Source organism: Buchnera aphidicola BCc, from assembly GCF_000090965.1.
GTDB lineage: Bacteria > Pseudomonadota > Gammaproteobacteria > Enterobacterales > Enterobacteriaceae > Buchnera_F > Buchnera_F aphidicola_F.
Window position 1 is genome coordinate 367,406 of record NC_008513.1, and the last position, 18,728, is coordinate 386,133.

At 21.9% G+C, this 18,728-nt stretch carries 22 protein-coding genes and 1 tRNA gene; 6 read left to right on the forward strand and 17 right to left on the reverse strand.

What is annotated here, in order from left to right; genetic code table 11:
• Positions 1-14: 14 nt before the first annotated feature.
• The 15 genes from rplW to aroK form a co-directional block, all read right to left on the reverse strand.
• A complete protein-coding gene (gene rplW / locus BCC_RS01730; protein ID WP_011672712.1) occupies positions 15-317 on the reverse strand; it encodes a 50S ribosomal protein L23 in 303 nt (100 codons plus the stop codon).
• On the reverse strand, positions 314-919 hold the full coding sequence (gene rplD / locus BCC_RS01735; protein WP_011672713.1) for a 50S ribosomal protein L4: 606 nt from the start codon (positions 917-919) through the stop codon (positions 314-316). The genes rplW and rplD overlap by 4 nt, the downstream gene beginning before the upstream one ends.
• Positions 920-939: 20 nt before the next feature.
• A complete protein-coding gene (rplC, locus tag BCC_RS01740) occupies positions 940-1,566 on the reverse strand; it encodes a 50S ribosomal protein L3 (RefSeq protein ID WP_011672714.1) in 627 nt (208 codons plus the stop codon).
• Between the two features lie 50 nt (positions 1,567-1,616).
• Entirely contained in the window at positions 1,617-1,928 is a 312-nt protein-coding gene (rpsJ, locus tag BCC_RS01745; RefSeq protein WP_011672715.1) for a 30S ribosomal protein S10, read from the reverse strand.
• Positions 1,929-2,095: 167 nt separating this feature from the next.
• A complete protein-coding gene (tuf, locus tag BCC_RS01750) occupies positions 2,096-3,280 on the reverse strand; it encodes an elongation factor Tu (protein WP_011672716.1) in 1,185 nt (394 codons plus the stop codon).
• 63 nt (positions 3,281-3,343) lie between these two features.
• Positions 3,344-5,449 (reverse strand): elongation factor G, encoded by a 2,106-nt coding sequence (gene fusA, locus BCC_RS01755; protein WP_011672717.1) that lies wholly within the window; start codon positions 5,447-5,449, stop codon positions 3,344-3,346.
• Positions 5,450-5,527: 78 nt separating this feature from the next.
• Positions 5,528-5,998 carry a 30S ribosomal protein S7 gene (gene rpsG, locus BCC_RS01760; RefSeq protein ID WP_011672718.1) on the reverse strand — a complete coding sequence of 157 codons (471 nt, stop codon included), beginning with the start codon at positions 5,996-5,998 and terminating at the stop codon, positions 5,528-5,530.
• A 20-nt stretch (positions 5,999-6,018) separates the two neighbouring features.
• Entirely contained in the window at positions 6,019-6,393 is a 375-nt protein-coding gene (gene rpsL, locus BCC_RS01765) for a 30S ribosomal protein S12 (RefSeq protein WP_011672719.1), read from the reverse strand.
• Positions 6,394-6,479: 86 nt separating this feature from the next.
• Complete coding sequence (tusB, locus tag BCC_RS01770; protein ID WP_011672720.1) at positions 6,480-6,773, reverse strand: sulfurtransferase complex subunit TusB; 294 nt, start codon at positions 6,771-6,773, stop codon at positions 6,480-6,482.
• A 12-nt stretch (positions 6,774-6,785) separates the two neighbouring features.
• On the reverse strand, positions 6,786-7,145 hold the full coding sequence (tusC, locus tag BCC_RS01775) for a sulfurtransferase complex subunit TusC (protein WP_011672721.1): 360 nt from the start codon (positions 7,143-7,145) through the stop codon (positions 6,786-6,788).
• Positions 7,146-7,167: 22 nt separating this feature from the next.
• Positions 7,168-7,560, reverse strand: coding sequence for a sulfurtransferase complex subunit TusD (gene tusD, locus BCC_RS01780; RefSeq protein ID WP_011672722.1), 393 nt, complete (start codon positions 7,558-7,560; stop codon positions 7,168-7,170).
• 290 nt (positions 7,561-7,850) lie between these two features.
• Positions 7,851-8,867 carry a tryptophan--tRNA ligase gene (gene trpS, locus BCC_RS01785; RefSeq protein WP_011672723.1) on the reverse strand — a complete coding sequence of 339 codons (1,017 nt, stop codon included), beginning with the start codon at positions 8,865-8,867 and terminating at the stop codon, positions 7,851-7,853.
• 54 nt (positions 8,868-8,921) lie between these two features.
• Positions 8,922-9,584: a ribulose-phosphate 3-epimerase gene (gene rpe, locus BCC_RS01790; RefSeq protein WP_011672724.1), complete on the reverse strand. Its 663-nt coding sequence runs from the start codon at positions 9,582-9,584 to the stop codon at positions 8,922-8,924.
• Between the two features lie 108 nt (positions 9,585-9,692).
• Positions 9,693-10,796 carry a 3-dehydroquinate synthase gene (gene aroB, locus BCC_RS01795; RefSeq protein WP_011672725.1) on the reverse strand — a complete coding sequence of 368 codons (1,104 nt, stop codon included), beginning with the start codon at positions 10,794-10,796 and terminating at the stop codon, positions 9,693-9,695.
• A gap of 59 nt (positions 10,797-10,855) precedes the next feature.
• Positions 10,856-11,389, reverse strand: coding sequence for a shikimate kinase AroK (gene aroK / locus BCC_RS01800; RefSeq protein ID WP_041749180.1), 534 nt, complete (start codon positions 11,387-11,389; stop codon positions 10,856-10,858).
• Positions 11,390-11,585: 196 nt separating this feature from the next.
• Between aroK and BCC_RS01805 the strand changes: the two genes are divergently transcribed.
• Positions 11,586-11,672 (forward strand) — tRNA-Ser (locus BCC_RS01805).
• An 85-nt stretch (positions 11,673-11,757) separates the two neighbouring features.
• Here the strand turns inward: BCC_RS01805 and BCC_RS01810 are convergent.
• Positions 11,758-12,339 carry an NfuA family Fe-S biogenesis protein gene (locus BCC_RS01810; protein ID WP_011672727.1) on the reverse strand — a complete coding sequence of 194 codons (582 nt, stop codon included), beginning with the start codon at positions 12,337-12,339 and terminating at the stop codon, positions 11,758-11,760.
• Between the two features lie 90 nt (positions 12,340-12,429).
• On the opposite strand from BCC_RS01810, the gene BCC_RS01815 reads away from it, so the two are divergent.
• Positions 12,430-13,218 carry an alpha/beta fold hydrolase gene (locus tag BCC_RS01815; RefSeq protein WP_011672728.1) on the forward strand — a complete coding sequence of 263 codons (789 nt, stop codon included), beginning with the start codon at positions 12,430-12,432 and terminating at the stop codon, positions 13,216-13,218.
• 48 nt (positions 13,219-13,266) lie between these two features.
• Here BCC_RS01815 and ssb read toward each other — a convergent pair whose 3' ends face one another.
• Positions 13,267-13,812 carry a single-stranded DNA-binding protein gene (gene ssb / locus BCC_RS01820; RefSeq protein ID WP_011672729.1) on the reverse strand — a complete coding sequence of 182 codons (546 nt, stop codon included), beginning with the start codon at positions 13,810-13,812 and terminating at the stop codon, positions 13,267-13,269.
• A gap of 267 nt (positions 13,813-14,079) precedes the next feature.
• Here ssb and dusA point away from each other — a divergent pair, with 267 nt between their 5' ends.
• From dusA to hemW, 4 genes are all read left to right on the forward strand, one after another.
• Positions 14,080-15,060, forward strand: coding sequence for a tRNA dihydrouridine(20/20a) synthase DusA (gene dusA, locus BCC_RS01825; RefSeq protein WP_148209412.1), 981 nt, complete (start codon positions 14,080-14,082; stop codon positions 15,058-15,060).
• A gap of 286 nt (positions 15,061-15,346) precedes the next feature.
• On the forward strand, positions 15,347-16,720 hold the full coding sequence (gene dnaB, locus BCC_RS01830; RefSeq protein WP_011672731.1) for a replicative DNA helicase: 1,374 nt from the start codon (positions 15,347-15,349) through the stop codon (positions 16,718-16,720).
• Positions 16,721-17,076: 356 nt separating this feature from the next.
• Positions 17,077-17,469 carry a Holliday junction resolvase RuvX gene (ruvX, locus tag BCC_RS01835; protein ID WP_011672732.1) on the forward strand — a complete coding sequence of 131 codons (393 nt, stop codon included), beginning with the start codon at positions 17,077-17,079 and terminating at the stop codon, positions 17,467-17,469.
• A gap of 78 nt (positions 17,470-17,547) precedes the next feature.
• Positions 17,548-18,684, forward strand: coding sequence for a radical SAM family heme chaperone HemW (hemW, locus tag BCC_RS01840; RefSeq protein ID WP_041749183.1), 1,137 nt, complete (start codon positions 17,548-17,550; stop codon positions 18,682-18,684).
• Positions 18,685-18,728 lie beyond the last annotated feature (44 nt).

The following is an 18,728-nucleotide window of genomic DNA, read 5'->3' on the forward strand; positions in this document are numbered from 1 at the left end:
TCCCCCTCTCATTTTTATTTTGAATGACCTAAAAATTCTAAATTTTGACCTGTATGTAAAATAACATACGCTTTTTTCCAATTACTAAATTTACAAATTTTGTTTTTTTGACGTTTTCTTTTACCTTTTACTATTAATGTATTAATTTTATATACCCGTACTTTAAAAAATTTTTCTATAGCCAATTTAATTTCATATTTTTTTGAATTTTTTAATACTTTTAAAACAACAGTATTATTTCTTTTCATATTATCTGATGTTTTATCAGATACATGTGCGGATAAAATAATTTTTAATAATCTTTCAATATGAGTCATTTAAACATAACCTCAATTTTCTTAATTGCTGATAAAGTAATTAATACCTTTTCATATGAAATTAAAATAACCGGATTAATAGATTTTACATTTATTACACATACATGATATAAATTTCTAGATGCATATAATAAACTTGTATTTTTATGAGCAGTAATAATTAAAACACTTTTTAAATTTATTAATTCTAATTTTTTTAACAAAATTTTTGTCTTAGGAAATTCAATTATAAACTCTTTAAATAAAAAAAATCGATTTTGTCTAATTAATTCTGATAAAATACTTTTAATAGCATAACGATACATCTTTTTATTCATTTTAAGTTTATACTTTTTAGGCTTAGCTGCAAAAGTAACACCACCAGATCTCCAAATAGGACTTCTTAATGATCCTGATCGTGCTCTTCCCGTTCCTTTTTGTCTCCATGGTTTTTTACCTGATCCTGATACTTCTGAACGACTTTTTTGTGCCTTACTCCCTTGTCTTCTACGTGCTAAATAGCACACTATAATTTGATGAACTAAAGGTTCGTTAAACACTTTATTAAAAATAGATTCAGATATATTATATATTTCATTTGTATCTTGAAACATTAATTCCATTGTTTACAACTCCTTATATATTATTTAATGGAAGGTTTAAGTAATATATCACTTCCTATACTACCTGGAATAGAGCCTTTTATTAAAATTATTTTATTTATATCATCAATTTTAACAATTTTTAAATTTTGAATAGTTGTACGCTGATCACCTAAATGACCCGACATTTTTTTACCTTTAAACACATGTCCTGGAGTTTGATTTTGCCCAATAGATCCTGGAACGCGATGAGAAAGAGAATTTCCGTGAGTAGCATCTTGCATTCTAAAATTCCAACGTTTAACAGTACCAGCAAAACCTTTTCCTTTTGAAATACCAGTAATATCTAATTTTTTAATATTCTTAAAAAAATTAATAGTAATTTTTTGTCCAGATGAATAATTAGAAGAATTTTTACATTTAAATTCCCATAAACCTCTACCAACTGAAACATTAAATTTTAAAAAATGACCATATTCTGATTTTAAAACTTTTTTTTCTTTTTTAAATCCTGTAGTTAATTGAATTGATTCATAATTATCATTTTCTATTGTTTTAACTTGTACAACAATATTATCTAGTATTTCAATTGCAGTTACAGGAATAGAAGTATATTCTTCAAAAAAAATTCGTGTCATACCTAGTTTTTTACCTACTAAACCTATCATAAATTATTTACCTTAAATTCTCTAAAAATAATTAATTTAATTTCTTAAAACTACCCTAAACTAATTTGCACATCTACACCTGCAGCTAAATCCAATCGCATTAATGCATCAACTGTTTTTTCTGTTGGTTGTACAATATCAATTAATCTCTTATGCGTTCTAATCTCATATTGATCACGAGCATCTTTATTCACATGCGGTGATACTAAAATTGTAAATCTTTCTTTACGAGTAGGTAAAGGAATAGGACCTAAAACTTTTGCTCCAGTTCGTTTAGCTGTATTAACAATTTCTAAAGTAGATTGATCAATTAAACGATAATCAAAAGCTTTTAAACGAATACGAATTCTTTGATTCTGCATAAATATAGAACTCCTTATTTAATAAAATTCACTTTTATATATTTATTACATGTCAAAAATATTTTTTTAATAAGTTAATTATTAAAAAAATTATGTCAAGAAAAGAGAAAACCTCTAATCTTGACAAAATATTAAAATATTGATATATAATAAAATTTATATCTATATTATGCAATAACTTTTGTTACTACACCAGCTCCTACTGTTCTTCCACCTTCTCTAATTGCAAATCGTAATCCTTCAGCCATAGCAATTGGATGAATTAATGTAACTACCATATTAATATTATCACCCGGCATAACCATTTCTATATTTTCAGGAAGCTCAATTGAACCTGTAACATCAGTAGTACGAAAATAAAATTGAGGACGATATCCTTTAAAAAATGGAGTATGTCTACCTCCTTCTTCTTTAGATAATACATAAACTTCAGATTCAAATTTTACATGAGGATTAATAGTTCCAGGTTTTGCAAGAACTTGTCCACGCTCAATATCTTCTCGTTTTGTTCCTCTTAGTAAAATTCCTACATTTTCTCCAGCTCTACCTTCATCTAATAATTTACGAAACATTTCTACACCAGTACATATTGTTTTTGTAGTAGATTTTATACCAACAATTTCAACTTCTTCACCAACTTTTAATATACCTCGTTCAATACGTCCAGTAACTACAGTTCCACGACCAGATATAGAAAAAACATCTTCAATTGGAAGCAGAAATGGTTCATCAACAGCTCTTACAGGAATAGGAATATATTTATCTAAAGAATTAGCTAATTCAATGATTTTATCTTCCCAAATTTTTTCACCTTCTAATGCTTTTAAAGCTGAACCACGAATAATAGGAATATTATCTCCTGGAAAATCATATTGAGTTAATAAATCACGAACTTCCATTTCTACTAATTCTAATAATTCTTCATCATCAACCATATCACATTTATTTAAAAAAACAATTATATGAGGAACACCAACTTGTCTACCTAACAAAATATGTTCTCTAGTTTGAGGCATAGGACCATCAGTAGCAGCTACTACTAGAATAGCTCCATCCATTTGTGCAGCACCAGTAATCATATTTTTTATATAATCAGCATGTCCAGGACAATCTACATGAGCATAATGACGTAATTCAGTATCATATTCAACATGTGAAGTATTTATTGTAATACCTCTAGCTTTTTCTTCTGGAGCATTATCAATTTGTTCAAATGCACATGCTTTACCACCAAATCTTTTTGATAAAACTGTAGTAATAGCTGATGTTAAAGTAGTTTTTCCATGATCTACATGTCCAATAGTTCCGACATTAATATGTGGTTTAGAACGATTAAATTTTTCTTTTGACATTACTATTCCTTAATTTAATACATAATATTAATTATTTAAAATATTTATTTTTATAAAAAAATTTTATTGTGTAGAAACAATACTATCATAAATACTTCTAGGAGCTTCAGTATACTTTAAAAATTCCATAGAATAAGATGCTCTACCTTGAGTTTTAGATCTTAAATCAGTAGCATATCCAAACATTTCAGATAATGGAACAAAAGCTTTAATACTTTTTCCGCCTATCATATCATCTACCATTCCTTCAATAATTCCTCGACGTCGATTAATATCACCAATAACATCACCCATATATTCTTCCGGAGTTTCTACTTCAACATGCATAATAGGTTCTAATAAAATAGGATTAGCTAATTTAAAAGCAGATTTAAAAGCATGAGAAGCTGCTAATTTAAAAGCTAATTCTGAAGAATCAACATCATGATATGAACCATCATGCAATCGAACACCAATATCAACTACTGGATAACCAGCTAAAGGTCCAGATTTTAATTGTTCTTGTATACCTTTATCAATAGATGAAATATATTCACCTGGAATTACACCACCTTTTATATCATTAACAAATAAATATCCTGATTTATTTGGTTTTAAAGGAAAAATATCAATTACAACATGTCCGTACTGTCCTCTACCACCGGATTGTTTAATATATTTTCCTGAAACATTTTCAATTTTATTTAAAATTGTTTCACGATATGCAACTTGTGGTTTTCCTATATTAGCATCTACTTTAAATTCTCGTCTCATTCTATCGATAATAATTTCTAAATGTAATTCCCCCATTCCAGAAATTATTGTTTGATTAGATTCATGATCTATTCTCACTCGAAAAGAAGGATCTTCTTTAGCTAATCTATTTAATGATAAACCCATTTTTTCTTGATCTATTTTAGTTTTCGGTTCTACAGCAATTGAAATTACTGGTTCTGGAAAATCCATTTTTTCTAAAACAATTGGATGATTAACATCACATAAAGTATCACCAGTAGTTACATTTTTTAAACCAATTGCAGCAGCAATATCTCCTGCTCGAACTTCTCTTATTTCCTCTCTTTTATTAGCATGCATTTGCACAATGCGCCCAAATCTTTCTGTATGATCTTTTACAGAATTTAAAACTACATCACCTGAACGAACAATACCAGAATAAACACGAAAAAAAGTCAAATTGCCAACAAAAGAATCAGAAGCAATTTTAAATGCTAATGCAGAAAATGGTTGTTTATCATCTGCATATCTATAATTTTTAATAGAATCTTTTTGATTTATAAAATTTTTAGTTTTATAACTATCTTTTGGAGAAGGTAAATATTCAATAATTGCATCTAATAATGCTTGTACTCCTTTATTCTTAAAAGCTGAACCACATGTAATCAAAATAATTTCATTATTTAAAGCTCGCTTTCTTAATCCTATTTTAATATCTTTTTCTTCTAAATCATCATATTGTAGATATTTTTCCATTAATTCATCATCTGCTTCAGCAGCAACTTCGACTAAATTCATATGCCATTTATTAGCGAGTTGTAATAAATCTTTTGGAATATCATAATATTTAAAAGTAATACCTTGATCATGTTCAGACCATCTTATAGCCTTCATTTTTACTAAATCTACTATACCTTGAAAATTTTCTTCAGAACCAATAGATAACTGAATCGGAACAGAAATAACATGAAGACGAGTGCTAATTTGATTAACAACTTTTAAAAAATCTGCTCCTGTTCGATCCATTTTATTAATAAATGCAATTCTTGGAATTTTATATTTATTAGCTTGTCTCCAAACTGTTTCTGATTGAGGTTGAACACCACCTACAGCACAATAAATCATTACTACTCCGTCTAATACACGCATAGATCGTTCAACTTCAATAGTAAAATCAACATGACCAGGAGTATCAATTATGTTAATTCTATGCGATAAAAATTGTTTAGCCATTCCGGACCAAAATGTAGTAGTAGCTGCTGAAGTAATAGTAATTCCTCTTTCTTGTTCTTGTACCATCCAATCCATGGTAGCTGCACCATCATGAACTTCACCTAATTTATGATTAACTCCAGTATAAAACAATATACGTTCAGTGGTAGTTGTTTTTCCTGCGTCAATATGTGCACTAATGCCAATATTTCTATATTGAGTAATAGGTGTTATACGTGCCATAAACATCCTCTAATTAATATATTTTAATACTTATTTACTAAAATATTTATTTAAATTACTTTAAAATACTAAATAATACTACCATCTATAATGTGCAAATGCTTTATTTGCATCAGCCATTTTATGTACTTCTTCTCGTTTACGAACTGCCGCTCCTTTATTTTCTAACGCATCTAATAATTCATTTGTTAAACGAATAGACATAGATCTATCTATACGTTTTCTTGCAGCATCAATGATCCATCGCATAGCTAAAGCATTTCTTCGAACAGGACGAACTTCTACAGGTACCTGGTATGTAGAACCACCTACACGACGTGATTTTACCTCTACTACTGGTTTTACATTATCCAAAGCTGCAATAAAAATATCTAATTCTTTTTTTTTTACTTTTATTGATAATTGATGTAAAGCTGAATAAACAATATTTTCTGCAATAGATTTTTTTCCATTAATCATTAATATATTTATAAATTTTGCTAATAATTCTGAAGAAAATTTAGGATCAGGTAAAATTTTCCGCTGTCCTATTATACGACGACGTGGCATAATATTTTTTCCTTAATAATTTATACTTTTAATTTTTTAACACCATACTTAGATCTACCTTTTTTACGATCTTTTACTCCTGAACAGTCTAAAGCACCTCTAATAACATGATAACGCACTCCAGGTAAATCTTTTACTCTTCCTCCACGAATTAAAATTACAGAATGTTCTTGTAAATTATGTCCTTCTCCCCCAATATATGCTGTTACTTCATGACCATTAGTTAAACGAACACGACATACCTTTCTTAATGCAGAATTTGGTTTTTTAGGTGTAGTAGTGTAAACTCTAGTACATACTCCTCTTTTTTGAGGACATTTAGATAAAGCTGGAACATTACTTTTTGTTACTTTTCGAACTCTAGAAAAACGAACTAACTGATTAATTGTTGACATATATAATCCATCATATTTTAAATAATAATTAATATTAGAAATATTTTATATTAAATTTATTAATTTTTAAAAAAATAATTAATAAATTACCAAGTAATACTTTTATTATGTCCAGCAGTTAATAAAACAAAAACACTATAATCTGTTATAATTAAGCTGTTTTTTTTTGCTATTTTTAATAAACCTCTTGCAAATAAATCATTTTTTAAAAAATATATTAAATTAAAATTTTTATATATTTTTTTAAAAATATCGTCCTTAACTATAGTACTTAATATTACTCCATCTTGAATACAAATTAAATCATCCAATGTAGTACTTAACATTAATAATGAAGGTATAGAGATAGAGTATGGAGAACTTATTAAAATATGTAACATATTATGTGTGTATCACCATTTCAAAATATAATCAAATGAATTAATTTTTCTTCTCAAACATATATTATTTAAAAATTTTACCGGTAATAAAAAATTATCATTTTCTTTTAAACCACGTTTATATGCTGAATATTTACAAAAAAAAAAATCTTTTATATCATATAATGACAAAATTTTAAAAGAAAGAGAATAATTATAAGAATTAATATATTCTGGTTTTTGATTTAAAAATAATTGTAAAACACCATCATCAATAAAAAATAGTGCAATTTTTTTAGTAGTTAAAGAACATGAAAGAACAACATCAAGACCTTCTTTACTAATAGAATTTCCATATGGTGAATTTGAAAAAATAAATGCGATAGATTTCATAAAATTTAATATAATAAAAAATTTAAAACTGTATAATACGATCATAATCATGAATTGAATAAGATAATTCACTTAAACTCATCCATTGAAATGAAGAAGAAAAAAAATTATATTTATATCCTAACTTTAAAGTTGATGTATGTGTATTAGATAATAATCCTCTTTTATAAGCAGCACTAGGACATACACATAGCTTAAAATTATATTTTTTTTTTAAATTGATCCATTCATTTAAAATATTAAATTCATTTTCTTCAGTAGGAATCATACAATTAGCATTATAAATACCAGAAGCGTAAAAAAAAACTTTTTTTACGCGATAATTTAATAAAAATAAAGATTTAGCAAACATATAAGCAGTAATAGAATTTTGCATGCTATATGGTGGCGCACAAACAAAAATTAAATAATTCATAAATAGCCATTTTTTTAAAAAAAATTTTTTTAAAAAATTATTTAAAATTTAAAACTAAATAAAATACTTATTTTAAGTAATAAATTTATATAAAATAATAATTAATTTTATCATAAAAAAATTATTTTTAATAAACAAAAAATACATTGTTTATATTTAAAAATTATTTTTATTAAAAAAATATTAAATTTTCATTATTTAAAAATCTTTATAATATTAAAAATCTATTTATATTAAATAATTATCTAATTTAAAAAACAATTTTAATTTTTTAAAAAAAATATTTAATATTAAAATCCTAATTTTTTATAAATTTTAAATAAATTTTTTAAACTATCATTTAATGCATATTTTTTTCCTAAATTAATAATATCAATTAAATAATCTTTATTTTTTCTAAAATAAAAATATGATTTTTGTATATTAGAAATTGTATCACATACAACATCTGATAAATTTTTTTTAAAAATTGAATATTTTGTATATTTAAATTCATTTTCTAAATTAAAAATTGTTTTTTTTGTAATTGATGAAAAAATTGATAATAAATTAGAAATACCAGGTTTTTTTCGAGTATCATATATAATTTTGGCTGATTTATCTGAATCAGTTAATGATTTTTGTAATTTTAAACGTATTAAATCAATATTATCTAATAAAAAAATTGTATTCTTTATATTGACATCTGATTTTGACATTTTTTTTTTCGGTTCTTGTAACGCCATTATTTTAGATCCAATAGATTTAATTAATATTTTAGGAATAACAAAAATATCTTTATATATACGATTAAAACGATATGCAATATTTTGTACTAATTCTAAATGTTGTTTTTGATCTAAACCGATAGAAACAAAATTTGTTTTATATAATAAAATATCTGCTGCCATTAAAACTGGATAACAAAATAATGCTAAATCAATTTCTTTATTATTTAATAATTCTTTTTTTTTTTTAAATTGAGTCATACGAGATAATTCCCCGAAATAAGTAAAATTACTCAAAATCCAATATAACTGACTATGTGTATGTACTTGAGATTGAACAAAAATAATACTTTTTTTAGGATTAACTCCACATGATAAATATAAAGCAACTAAATCAAGAATTTTGTCAAAAAATTTATATTTTTTACTTGCTTTTTGAATAGTATTAAGAGCATGTAAATCTGAAATACAAAAAAAACATTTATATTTTTTTTGTAAATTATACCAATTACACATTGTTCCACAGTAATTACCTAAAGTTAAACTACCTGAAGGTTGAATTCCAGTAAACATAATTTCTTTTTCTTTAGAAAACTTCATATATAAATCCTTAATAATATTTTATTATATATTTTAATTTTTAAAAAATAAAAATTAAAAAAAAATATTTTGAAAATTTTTTATTGTTTTTAAATAATTTTTAAAATTAAAAATTGCACTTCCAATTACTAAATAATCTGCTCCAGAATCAATAATTTTTAAAATATTTGATTGATTTACTCCACCATCTACAGATAATAAAATATTACTTTTTTTTTTATTAATTAAATAACGTATAGGTTTAATTTTTTTAAAGGTATTTTTTAAAAAAACTTGACCTCCAAAACCGGGATTAACAGCCATTACTAAAATTAAATCTAATTCTTTAATAATATAATCAAGACAATTTAAGGAAGTAGAGGGATTTAAAGCTAAACCAACGTTACATCCTATTTTTTTAATTAATGGTATAGTTCTAGGTAAAGGATTGGTTGTTTCAGGATGAATAGTAATAAATTTAACATTTAAATCAGCAAATAAAGGAATTAAAGAATCACCGGAAGAAGCCATTAAAGGAACATCAAAAAAAACGGGAATATTATTATTTTTAACAGATTTTAATATCATAGGACCAATAGTAAAATTTGGAACATAATGATTATCCATTAAATCAAAATGAATTAATTGACAACCAGCACGTAAAAGCTTATGTAATTCATTTCCTAAATAACAAAAATCTGCAGATAAAATTGATGGAATAATTAAAAATTTTTTCATTTATTTTCTCTAAAATATTTATTTATTATTTTTAACAAATTTTATTTTTAAAAATATTTTTTTCTCAAAAAATAGTATAAATATTAAATTTATATTTAATTTTATAAATTAAGAAAAAAACCTTCTTTCTTGACAAGCCGTAATAGAATCTAATAAAATATTTTCTTTAATAGAAGAAATTAATTTAACTTTTCCAATTGATACTGGTATGACAAGTCGAAGATTTTTATTTATAACCTTCTTATCTCTCATCATTAATTTTAAATAATCAAGAGGTAACATAGTACTAGGTCCTATAATAGGTAAACCAATGTTATTAAATATGTTAATGATGTTTAATAACTCTGATTTTTTTAAATATTTTAAATAAAAAGATAAATAAGATGACATAATGATTCCAACAGAAACTGCATTACCATGCAACCATTTTCCATAACCAGTAAAAGTTTCTATAGCATGCGCAAAACTATGACCTAAATTTAAAAACACTCGATTACCAATTTCTTTTTCATCATTCTCAATAATTTTAACTTTTAACTCACAACATTTTTTAATACAATATAATAATTCTTTTTTTTGTAAATTTAATACTTTAAATAAATTATTTTCTAACCAAATAAAGAAAATTTTATCAAAAACAATTGCATATTTAATAATTTCTGCGATTCCTGAAAGTAATTCTTTTTTAGGTAAAGTTGATAAAAATTTTATATCTATAAATACTCCCTTTGGTTGCCAAAAAGAACCAATCATATTTTTACCTAAAATATGATTTACTCCTGTTTTTCCACCAATTGATGCATCTACTTGAGATAATAAAGTAGTTGGAATTTGAAAAAAATTTACACCTCTTTGAAATATAGAAGCAACGAATCCAGTAATATCGCCAATAACTCCTCCACCAAGAGCTATTAAATTTAGATCTCTACCATATAAATTATTTAATAAAAATGAAATAATTTTCTCTACTTCATATAAATTTTTATAATTTTCCCCATCATTAATAGAAAAATAATGAATTTTATTCAAGATTTTATAAAAATATTGATTTTTATTCTTTAAAATTTTTTTTTCTATTTTTTTATTTGTAATTAATACATTATTTTTATTTTTTAGAAAAATTGATGATATAAACATATTATTGAATATATATTCACCAATATATATATTATAACTATAATTATTTAAATTAACATGTATTGTTTCTATCATAATAAACTCAGTTTTAATATAATTTAAGAAATTTAATATTTTTAATATTAGTATTTTTTTTAAATAAAATTTAAATTTGAAATATAACTTAAAATTTTGGATAGAATAAATTTTACTTTTTTATTACTAGTATCTACTATAAAATTAGATATACTTCTATATAATGGATCTCGAATTTTAAATAATTGACTTAATAATTTTTTATTTTTATTAATATTATTTGATAATAATGGTCTATTTTTATCTATATTCGTTCTAATTAATTGTTCATCAATAGAAGTACGTAAATAAATTACAAAACCTCTATTAATTAAAAAATTTCTTGATTTTAATGATAAAATAGATCCTCCACCAGTAGCTAATACTACACCAAATTTATTAGTTAATTTATTAATCATCTTTTCTTCTCTAATACGAAATTTTGATTCGCCTTCAACATCAAAAATCCAATCTATATTTGCCCCAGCTTTTCTCTCAATTTCGATATCAGAATCATAAAATTTCATGTTTAATTGTTTAGCTAAAAAACGTCCAATAGTACTTTTTCCTGCACCCATTGGCCCTACTAAAAAAATATTTTTTTTTTTTTTTATATACATATAAATATTCCTAGAACAAAAAAATAATGATATATTTTATAATATTTTTATGTAAAAAATATTTTTAAAAATATTAATAATATCAAATATATTAAATATTAATTATATTATAATAAAAAAATTTAACAAATTAATATAAATGTTGATTTTAAAAATATTTTTTTATATCATAAAAAAAATTATATAAAATGGTGAGATGTCCGAGTGGTTTAAGGAGCATGTTTGGAAAATATGTATACTAAAAATAGTATCAAGGGTTCGAATCCCTTTCTCACCATAAAATTTAAATAATTACATTTTAATTATATAAATAATAATTTATATTTTTATAAATTTTAATTTTTTTAAAAAAAATATACATATTAATAATATGAATGTTTTCCGGAAATATGATGAGTAACATCTTCTACACTAGAAATTTCAGGAAAATTCTTAATTAGTTTTTTTTCAATTCCTTTTTTTAAGGTTATATCTATCATAGAACAACCATTACAACCTCCAGAAAATTTTAAAAAAACTACACCAGAATCAGTAATATCATATAAAGCAACAGAACCACCATGCAATAATAATTTTGGATTTATTTGAGTAGTCAAAAAATTTTTTATACTATTTTGTAATTGAGAAAAATTTTTTGATTTATTTAATATTTTTGCATATGGTGCTTTTAATGTTATCTTGGTACCTAAATCATTTTTTACCAAATCAATAATAGAATCTTTCAAAAAAGGAAGCATTAATTTATGTATATACACATCAAAAAAATCGAAAGAAAACTTATGATCATTTTTTTTGTCTATATCATTCATGTCACAATATGCCATACCACATTCAGCATACATAGTTCCAGGAGAATCTACAAAAATTCTAATATTAGTTCCCAATTCTTGTTTTGATAATAACTTAATAATATATTTTTTTGCTTTTTTAGAAATTTTTATCATAGAAACTCTCTATATAATATGTTATTATTATTTTTAAAAAAATAAATTTATATAAAAAATTATATTTATATCATTTTACAAATTTTATATATGAATCAAAAAAAAAAAATTAATTTATTTACTATTGAAAAAGGAAAAATTCACTTAGTATTTTTTCATGGTTGGGGATTAAATTCTCTTATATGGAAAAAAATTATTCCAATTTTAAAAAAAAAATTTACTCTGTATTTTCTTGATTTTCCAGGATATGGTAAAAATATTGATTTTCCAATAATGAATTTTAATCAATTATCTGATTATTTATTTAAAAAAATAAAAAAAAAAGTTATTTTAATAGGTTGGTCTTTAGGTGGACAATTTGCACATTATTTAAGTTTCAAATATCCAAATTTTATTTTAGCTGTTATTTATATAACTTATACACCATTTTTTATGAAAAAAAAAAGAAAAAAGAAAAAAATATTTAAAAAAATAAAAAATGATATAATTTTAAATTATAAAAAATTTTTATATGATTTTATTAATCTACATATTTTATATAAAAAAAAAAAAAATCTTTTATATTTTAAAAAAAAATTTTCTTTTTTAAAAAAATATCCTAATCCAAAAAAAGAAGCAATTGAAATAGGATATAAATGGTTAACTAAAATTGATCAAAGAAAAAAAATACTATCTAAAAATATCCCTACATTAAAAATATATGGTGAATTAGATAATCTTATATCAATTAGAATATATAAAAAATCAAATAATTTAAATAATTTAAATAAAATTAAAAAAAATTATTATTATATAATTCCTAAAGCTAGACATGCACCATTTTTATCTCATCCTAAGATTTTTTGCAAAATAATTAATAAATTTATCAAAAAATTATAAAATAATATACCAAAATATAGTAATTAAAAAAAATTATTTACTGCAATATCAAAAAGGAATATCTTCATCATCAAAATCAATTTTAGATGTAGAATCTACTAAATGAGATTTTTGTTGTTGATATTCATTTTTTAATAAATTATCATCAGACAATTTTTTTTTATGTATACTTCTAGATGTATTTTTATCATTTAAAAAATCATCTTGAGAATTTTTAACTGAAGATTTAAAAGAATTATTAGTATTACGAGATCCTAACATTTGCATAGAACCAGTAACACTAACCACTATCTCCGTAGTATAACGATCTAATCCATTTTGATCTTTCCATTTACGTGTTTGTAATGATCCTTCTATATAAACTTGTGAGCCTTTTTTTAAATATTGACCGGAAATTTCAGCAATTTTACCAAATAAAACAACTCGATGCCATTCGGTTTTTTCTTTATTTTCACCCGTATGTTTATCTTTCCATGTATCTGACGTAGCTAAAGTAATATTAACTACAGTACCACCATTAGGCATATACCGTATATCAGGATCCTGCCCTAAATAACCAATTAAAATAACTTTATTTACACCTCTACTTGCCATACTTTTAATCCAAATTTTATTAATATAAAAAATATAATTAATAAAAATTATATCATAAAATTAAATTATTAAATAACTTTTAATATTCTAATTTAATTAAATTGATATTAATATTAAAATATTAAATACACTTTTTTTTTATATATTAATTTTTATATTTTAATAAAATTAAAAATTTAAATTTATTTAAAAATAAAAAATATGATATTCTTATATATTATAAATATATTATATCATATTCACTATATTAAAATTAATAATATTAAAATGAAAAAAAAATATTCAAATAAATTCTCAGTTGCTCCAATGTTTAAATATACTGATCAACATTGCTTATATTTTTATAGACAACTAACAAAAAAAACATTTTTGTATACAGAAATGATAACTATACAAAAAATGTTATTTTCTAAAAAATTATTTAAAAAAAAACAAATCAAAAAAAATAATCCTATAGCAATACAATTAGCAGGAAATAACCCACTATTTCTTTCATTATGTGCAAAAAAAGCATATTTTCTAGGATTTAAAGAAATAAATTTAAATATTGGTTGTCCATCTAAAAAAGCTAAATCTGGAAATTTTGGTATATATTTAATGAATAATCCTATTTTAGTATATAATTTAATTAAAGCTATATATTTAACTGTACCTATACAAATTAGTATAAAAATTAGATTAGGTACTAATGAAAATAAAAATTATAGATTTCTTAAAAATTTTATTCAATTAGTTTCAAAAAATAATTACTGTATAAAATATATTATACATGCAAGAATTGCTAATTTGCAAATAAATAGTCCAAAAAAAAATCGAAATATTCCGTTACTAAATTATTCATATGTGTATAAAATAAAAAAAGATTTTCCACATTTAATAATTATTATTAATGGAGGGATAAAAACAATTAATGAAATTAATGAACATTTAAAAAATGTTGATGGAGTAATGATGGGAAGGGAAATATATAAAAATCCATTATTTTTAAGAAAAATTGATAAAAAGATTTTTTTTCAAAAAAAACAAATAAAAATAAAAAAATTCATAAAAAAAATGTCAAATTATATTAAAAAAAAAATTATTAAAGGTGTTCCTGCAATAAAAATTATAAAACATATGCTAAACATTTTTTATAAACTACCACAAGCAAAAAAATGGAAACATGAATTAATACAAAAAACAATTTATAAAAATCAAATAGATGATATATTTAATAAAATACATAAATTATTTGATAAAAAATTTTAATCTTAATTATTTAAAATTTAAAAAATAAAAAATCACTTAAATATTATAAGAAAATATTTAAAAAAATTAAATCAAAAAAAAAAAATTTTAAAAATATTTGTATTATTCTAAACTTTACATTTTCTACATATTACTATTATTTTAAATTTTTTAAAATATCTGAAATATATAATTTTTATTAAATATAAAAATTTTTATAAAATATCAATTTTAAATGCCAAAAAAATTATTTTATATAATAATTTTATATATATTTTAAAAATTTATATAAGAGAATCAATTATTTATGATAGAATCAATAATAAATAAAAAAACAGAACTCAAAATACCTCCATATTCACTAGAAGCTGAACAATCAGTGTTAGGAGGATTAATGTTAGATAATCAAAAATGGGATATAATTTCTGAATATATTGTTATGGAAGATTTTTATAATCGACAACATCAGTTAATATTTTGTGAAATGAAATATCTAATTGAAAAAGGATCTCCCATAGATTTAATCACATTATCAGAACCATTAGAACAAAAAGGAGAATTAAATAATGTTGGGAGATTTTCTTATTTAGCTGAAATTTCAAAAAACACACCAAGTATTACAAATATATTAGCATATGCAGAAATTATTAGAGAAAGAGCTATTATTAGAGAAATTATTTTAACAGCAAATAATATAGCAAATGCAGGGTATTACCCAAAAGGAAGAAAAAGTACGGAATTATTAGACTATGCTGAATCTAGTATTTTTAAAATTTCAGAAATACGTTCAAAAAATAATAATGGACCTAAAAATATAGAAACAATTCTTGATTCAACTATTCAATCTATTGAAAAACTTATTAAACAGCCAAATAATGGAATTACGGGATTAAATACTGGATATCATGATTTAAATAAAAAAACATCTGGATTACAACAATCTGATTTAATAATAATTGCTGCAAGACCATCCATGGGAAAAACTACATTTGCTATGAATTTATGTGAAAACACAGCTATGTTATATAAAAAACCAATTTTAATATTTAGTTTAGAAATGCCTGGAGAGCAAATTATGATTCGTATGTTGGCTTCATTATCACGTGTTAATCAATCAAAAATTCGAACAGGAAAATTAAATAATGAAGAATGGAGTCGAATATCTAGTACTATGCAAATTTTATTAAAAAAAAAAAATATTTATATTGATGATTCTTCAGGTCTTACACCTAATGAAGTTCGTTCACGTTCACGGAAAATATATCGTGAAAATAATGGACTAAGTTTAATTATGATAGATTATCTTCAATTAATTAAAATACCATCATTATCAGGAAATAGAACCTTAGAAATGCAGAATTTCAGAACATTAAAATCATTAGCAAAAGAATTAAATATTCCAATTATTGCTTTGTCTCAATTAAATAGATCATTGGAACAAAGATCAGATAAAAGACCGGTAAATTCAGATTTAAGAGAATCTGGTTCATTAGAACAAGATGCAGATTTAATCCTATTTATTTATAGAGATGAATTATATCATGAAAATAGTGAATTAAAAGGAATTGCTGAAATTATTATTGGTAAACAAAGAAATGGTCCAACTGGAACAATACGATTAATATTCAATGGTCAATGGTCTAGATTTGATAATTACGCTCATACGAAATATCATTGTTAATAAAAATAAAAAAGCATTTATATTGAATAATAATATTAATATAAGTAAAATACTTATATAAAAATATAAAAAACTAATTATATAAACTATCAATTATTTTAAAAATTTTTATTATATTTTTAAAATACTATTTTGTATTTATAAATTTTATGTATGTTAATTAATAATTTTAAAAATTTTTCTATCATTATATTAATAATGTAATAAATATATAATATATTTATTATATAATGATAGATTAAATTATATTAAAATAATAATGATATAAATTTACTATATAAAAATTATATAATAATAAAATATATACTAAAAATATACATAAATTTTATAAAATAAATACTTTCTTACATTAAAAAATGATTATTTTATGTTTTGATTATGGAATTAAAATTATTGGTATTGCTATTGCTGAAACAAAATTAAATTATTCAACACCTATAAAATCTATTTTTAATAATAAAAAAAAAAATTTTTGGAATCAAATTAACATAATAATTAATATGTGGAAGCCAAAATATATTGTTATAGGATATCCTTATAAAATAAAAAAAAAAATCAATAAAAAAATAAAAAAATTTGCTAAAGAAATAAAAAAAAAATTTAAAATAAATTTTTTTTTATGTGATGAAAATTATTCAACTACAGAAGCTTTATTATTCTTAAAAGAAAAAAAAAAAAAAAAAAAATATTGCTTACATTCAATATCAGCTAAAATAATTCTTGACAGCTGGATAAGAAAAAACATATAAAAAATTTATAAAAATTTATTATTTATTGTATATCAACTATTATTTATATTGAACTAATTAAAAATGAATAAAAAAAAAATATATAAATTACCACCAATCAGTTTATATATCCATATACCCTGGTGTATAAAAAAATGTCCATATTGTGATTTTCATTCATATAAAAAATCTAAAAAAATATTTGAAAAAAAATATATAAAAAACTTATTTCAAGATTTTAAAAATGATAAAAAAAAAATTTCAAAAAGAAAAATTTTATCTGTATTTATAGGAGGTGGAACACCTAGTTTATTAAAATTATCTTCTATAAAATATTTTATAAAAAAAATAAAAAAAAAAATAATAAAATCTAAAAAAACAGAAATAACCATAGAAATAAATCCAGATACAATAAATTCTAATCAATTAATAAAATATTATAATTTTGGAATTAATAGAACATCTATAGGAGTTCAAACTTTAAATAATAATTTACTAAAAAAAATTGAAAGAACTCATAATAAAAAAAAAACAATAAAACTAATAAAATCAACAAATAAAATAAAAAACAGAAATTTAAATATTGATATTATATACGGATTACCAGAACAATCTATTCAAGATTCTTTAAATGATTTAAAAATAATTATAAATTTTAAACCCGAACATATTTCATGGTATTTATTAGATATAGAACCTAATACACCATTTTATACAAAAAATATTAAATTACCATCTCTTAAAAAAACAAGAAAAATGCAAAAATTAGGAAAAGAATTATTAATAAAATCAGGATATCAACAATATGAAATATCTTCTTTTGCAAGAAAAAAAAAATATAGATGTATACATAATTTAAATTACTGGAATTTTGGAGATTACATTGGTATTGGGTGTGGTGCACATGGAAAAATAACTAAAAAAAACAAAGATATTGTAAGAACAATCAAAACTAAACAAGATAGTCAATATATAAAAAAAAAATATATACAAAAAAAATATATAGTTTCTAAAAAAGATATTCCATTTGAATTTTTTTTAAATAAATTTAGATTATTGAAACCTATATTACATCAAGATTTTGAAAATACAACAAATATAAAAAAAAGAAAAATAAAAAAAAAAATTTCTATAGCTGAAAAACATGGATTTTTACAAACAAAAAAAAAATCATGGATTATTACTAAACATGGAAAAAAAAAACTAAATTCTTTATTATCAATTTTTTTAAAATAAATCAAAATTTAAAAAATTTCTATTTTTATATAAAATTAATATTT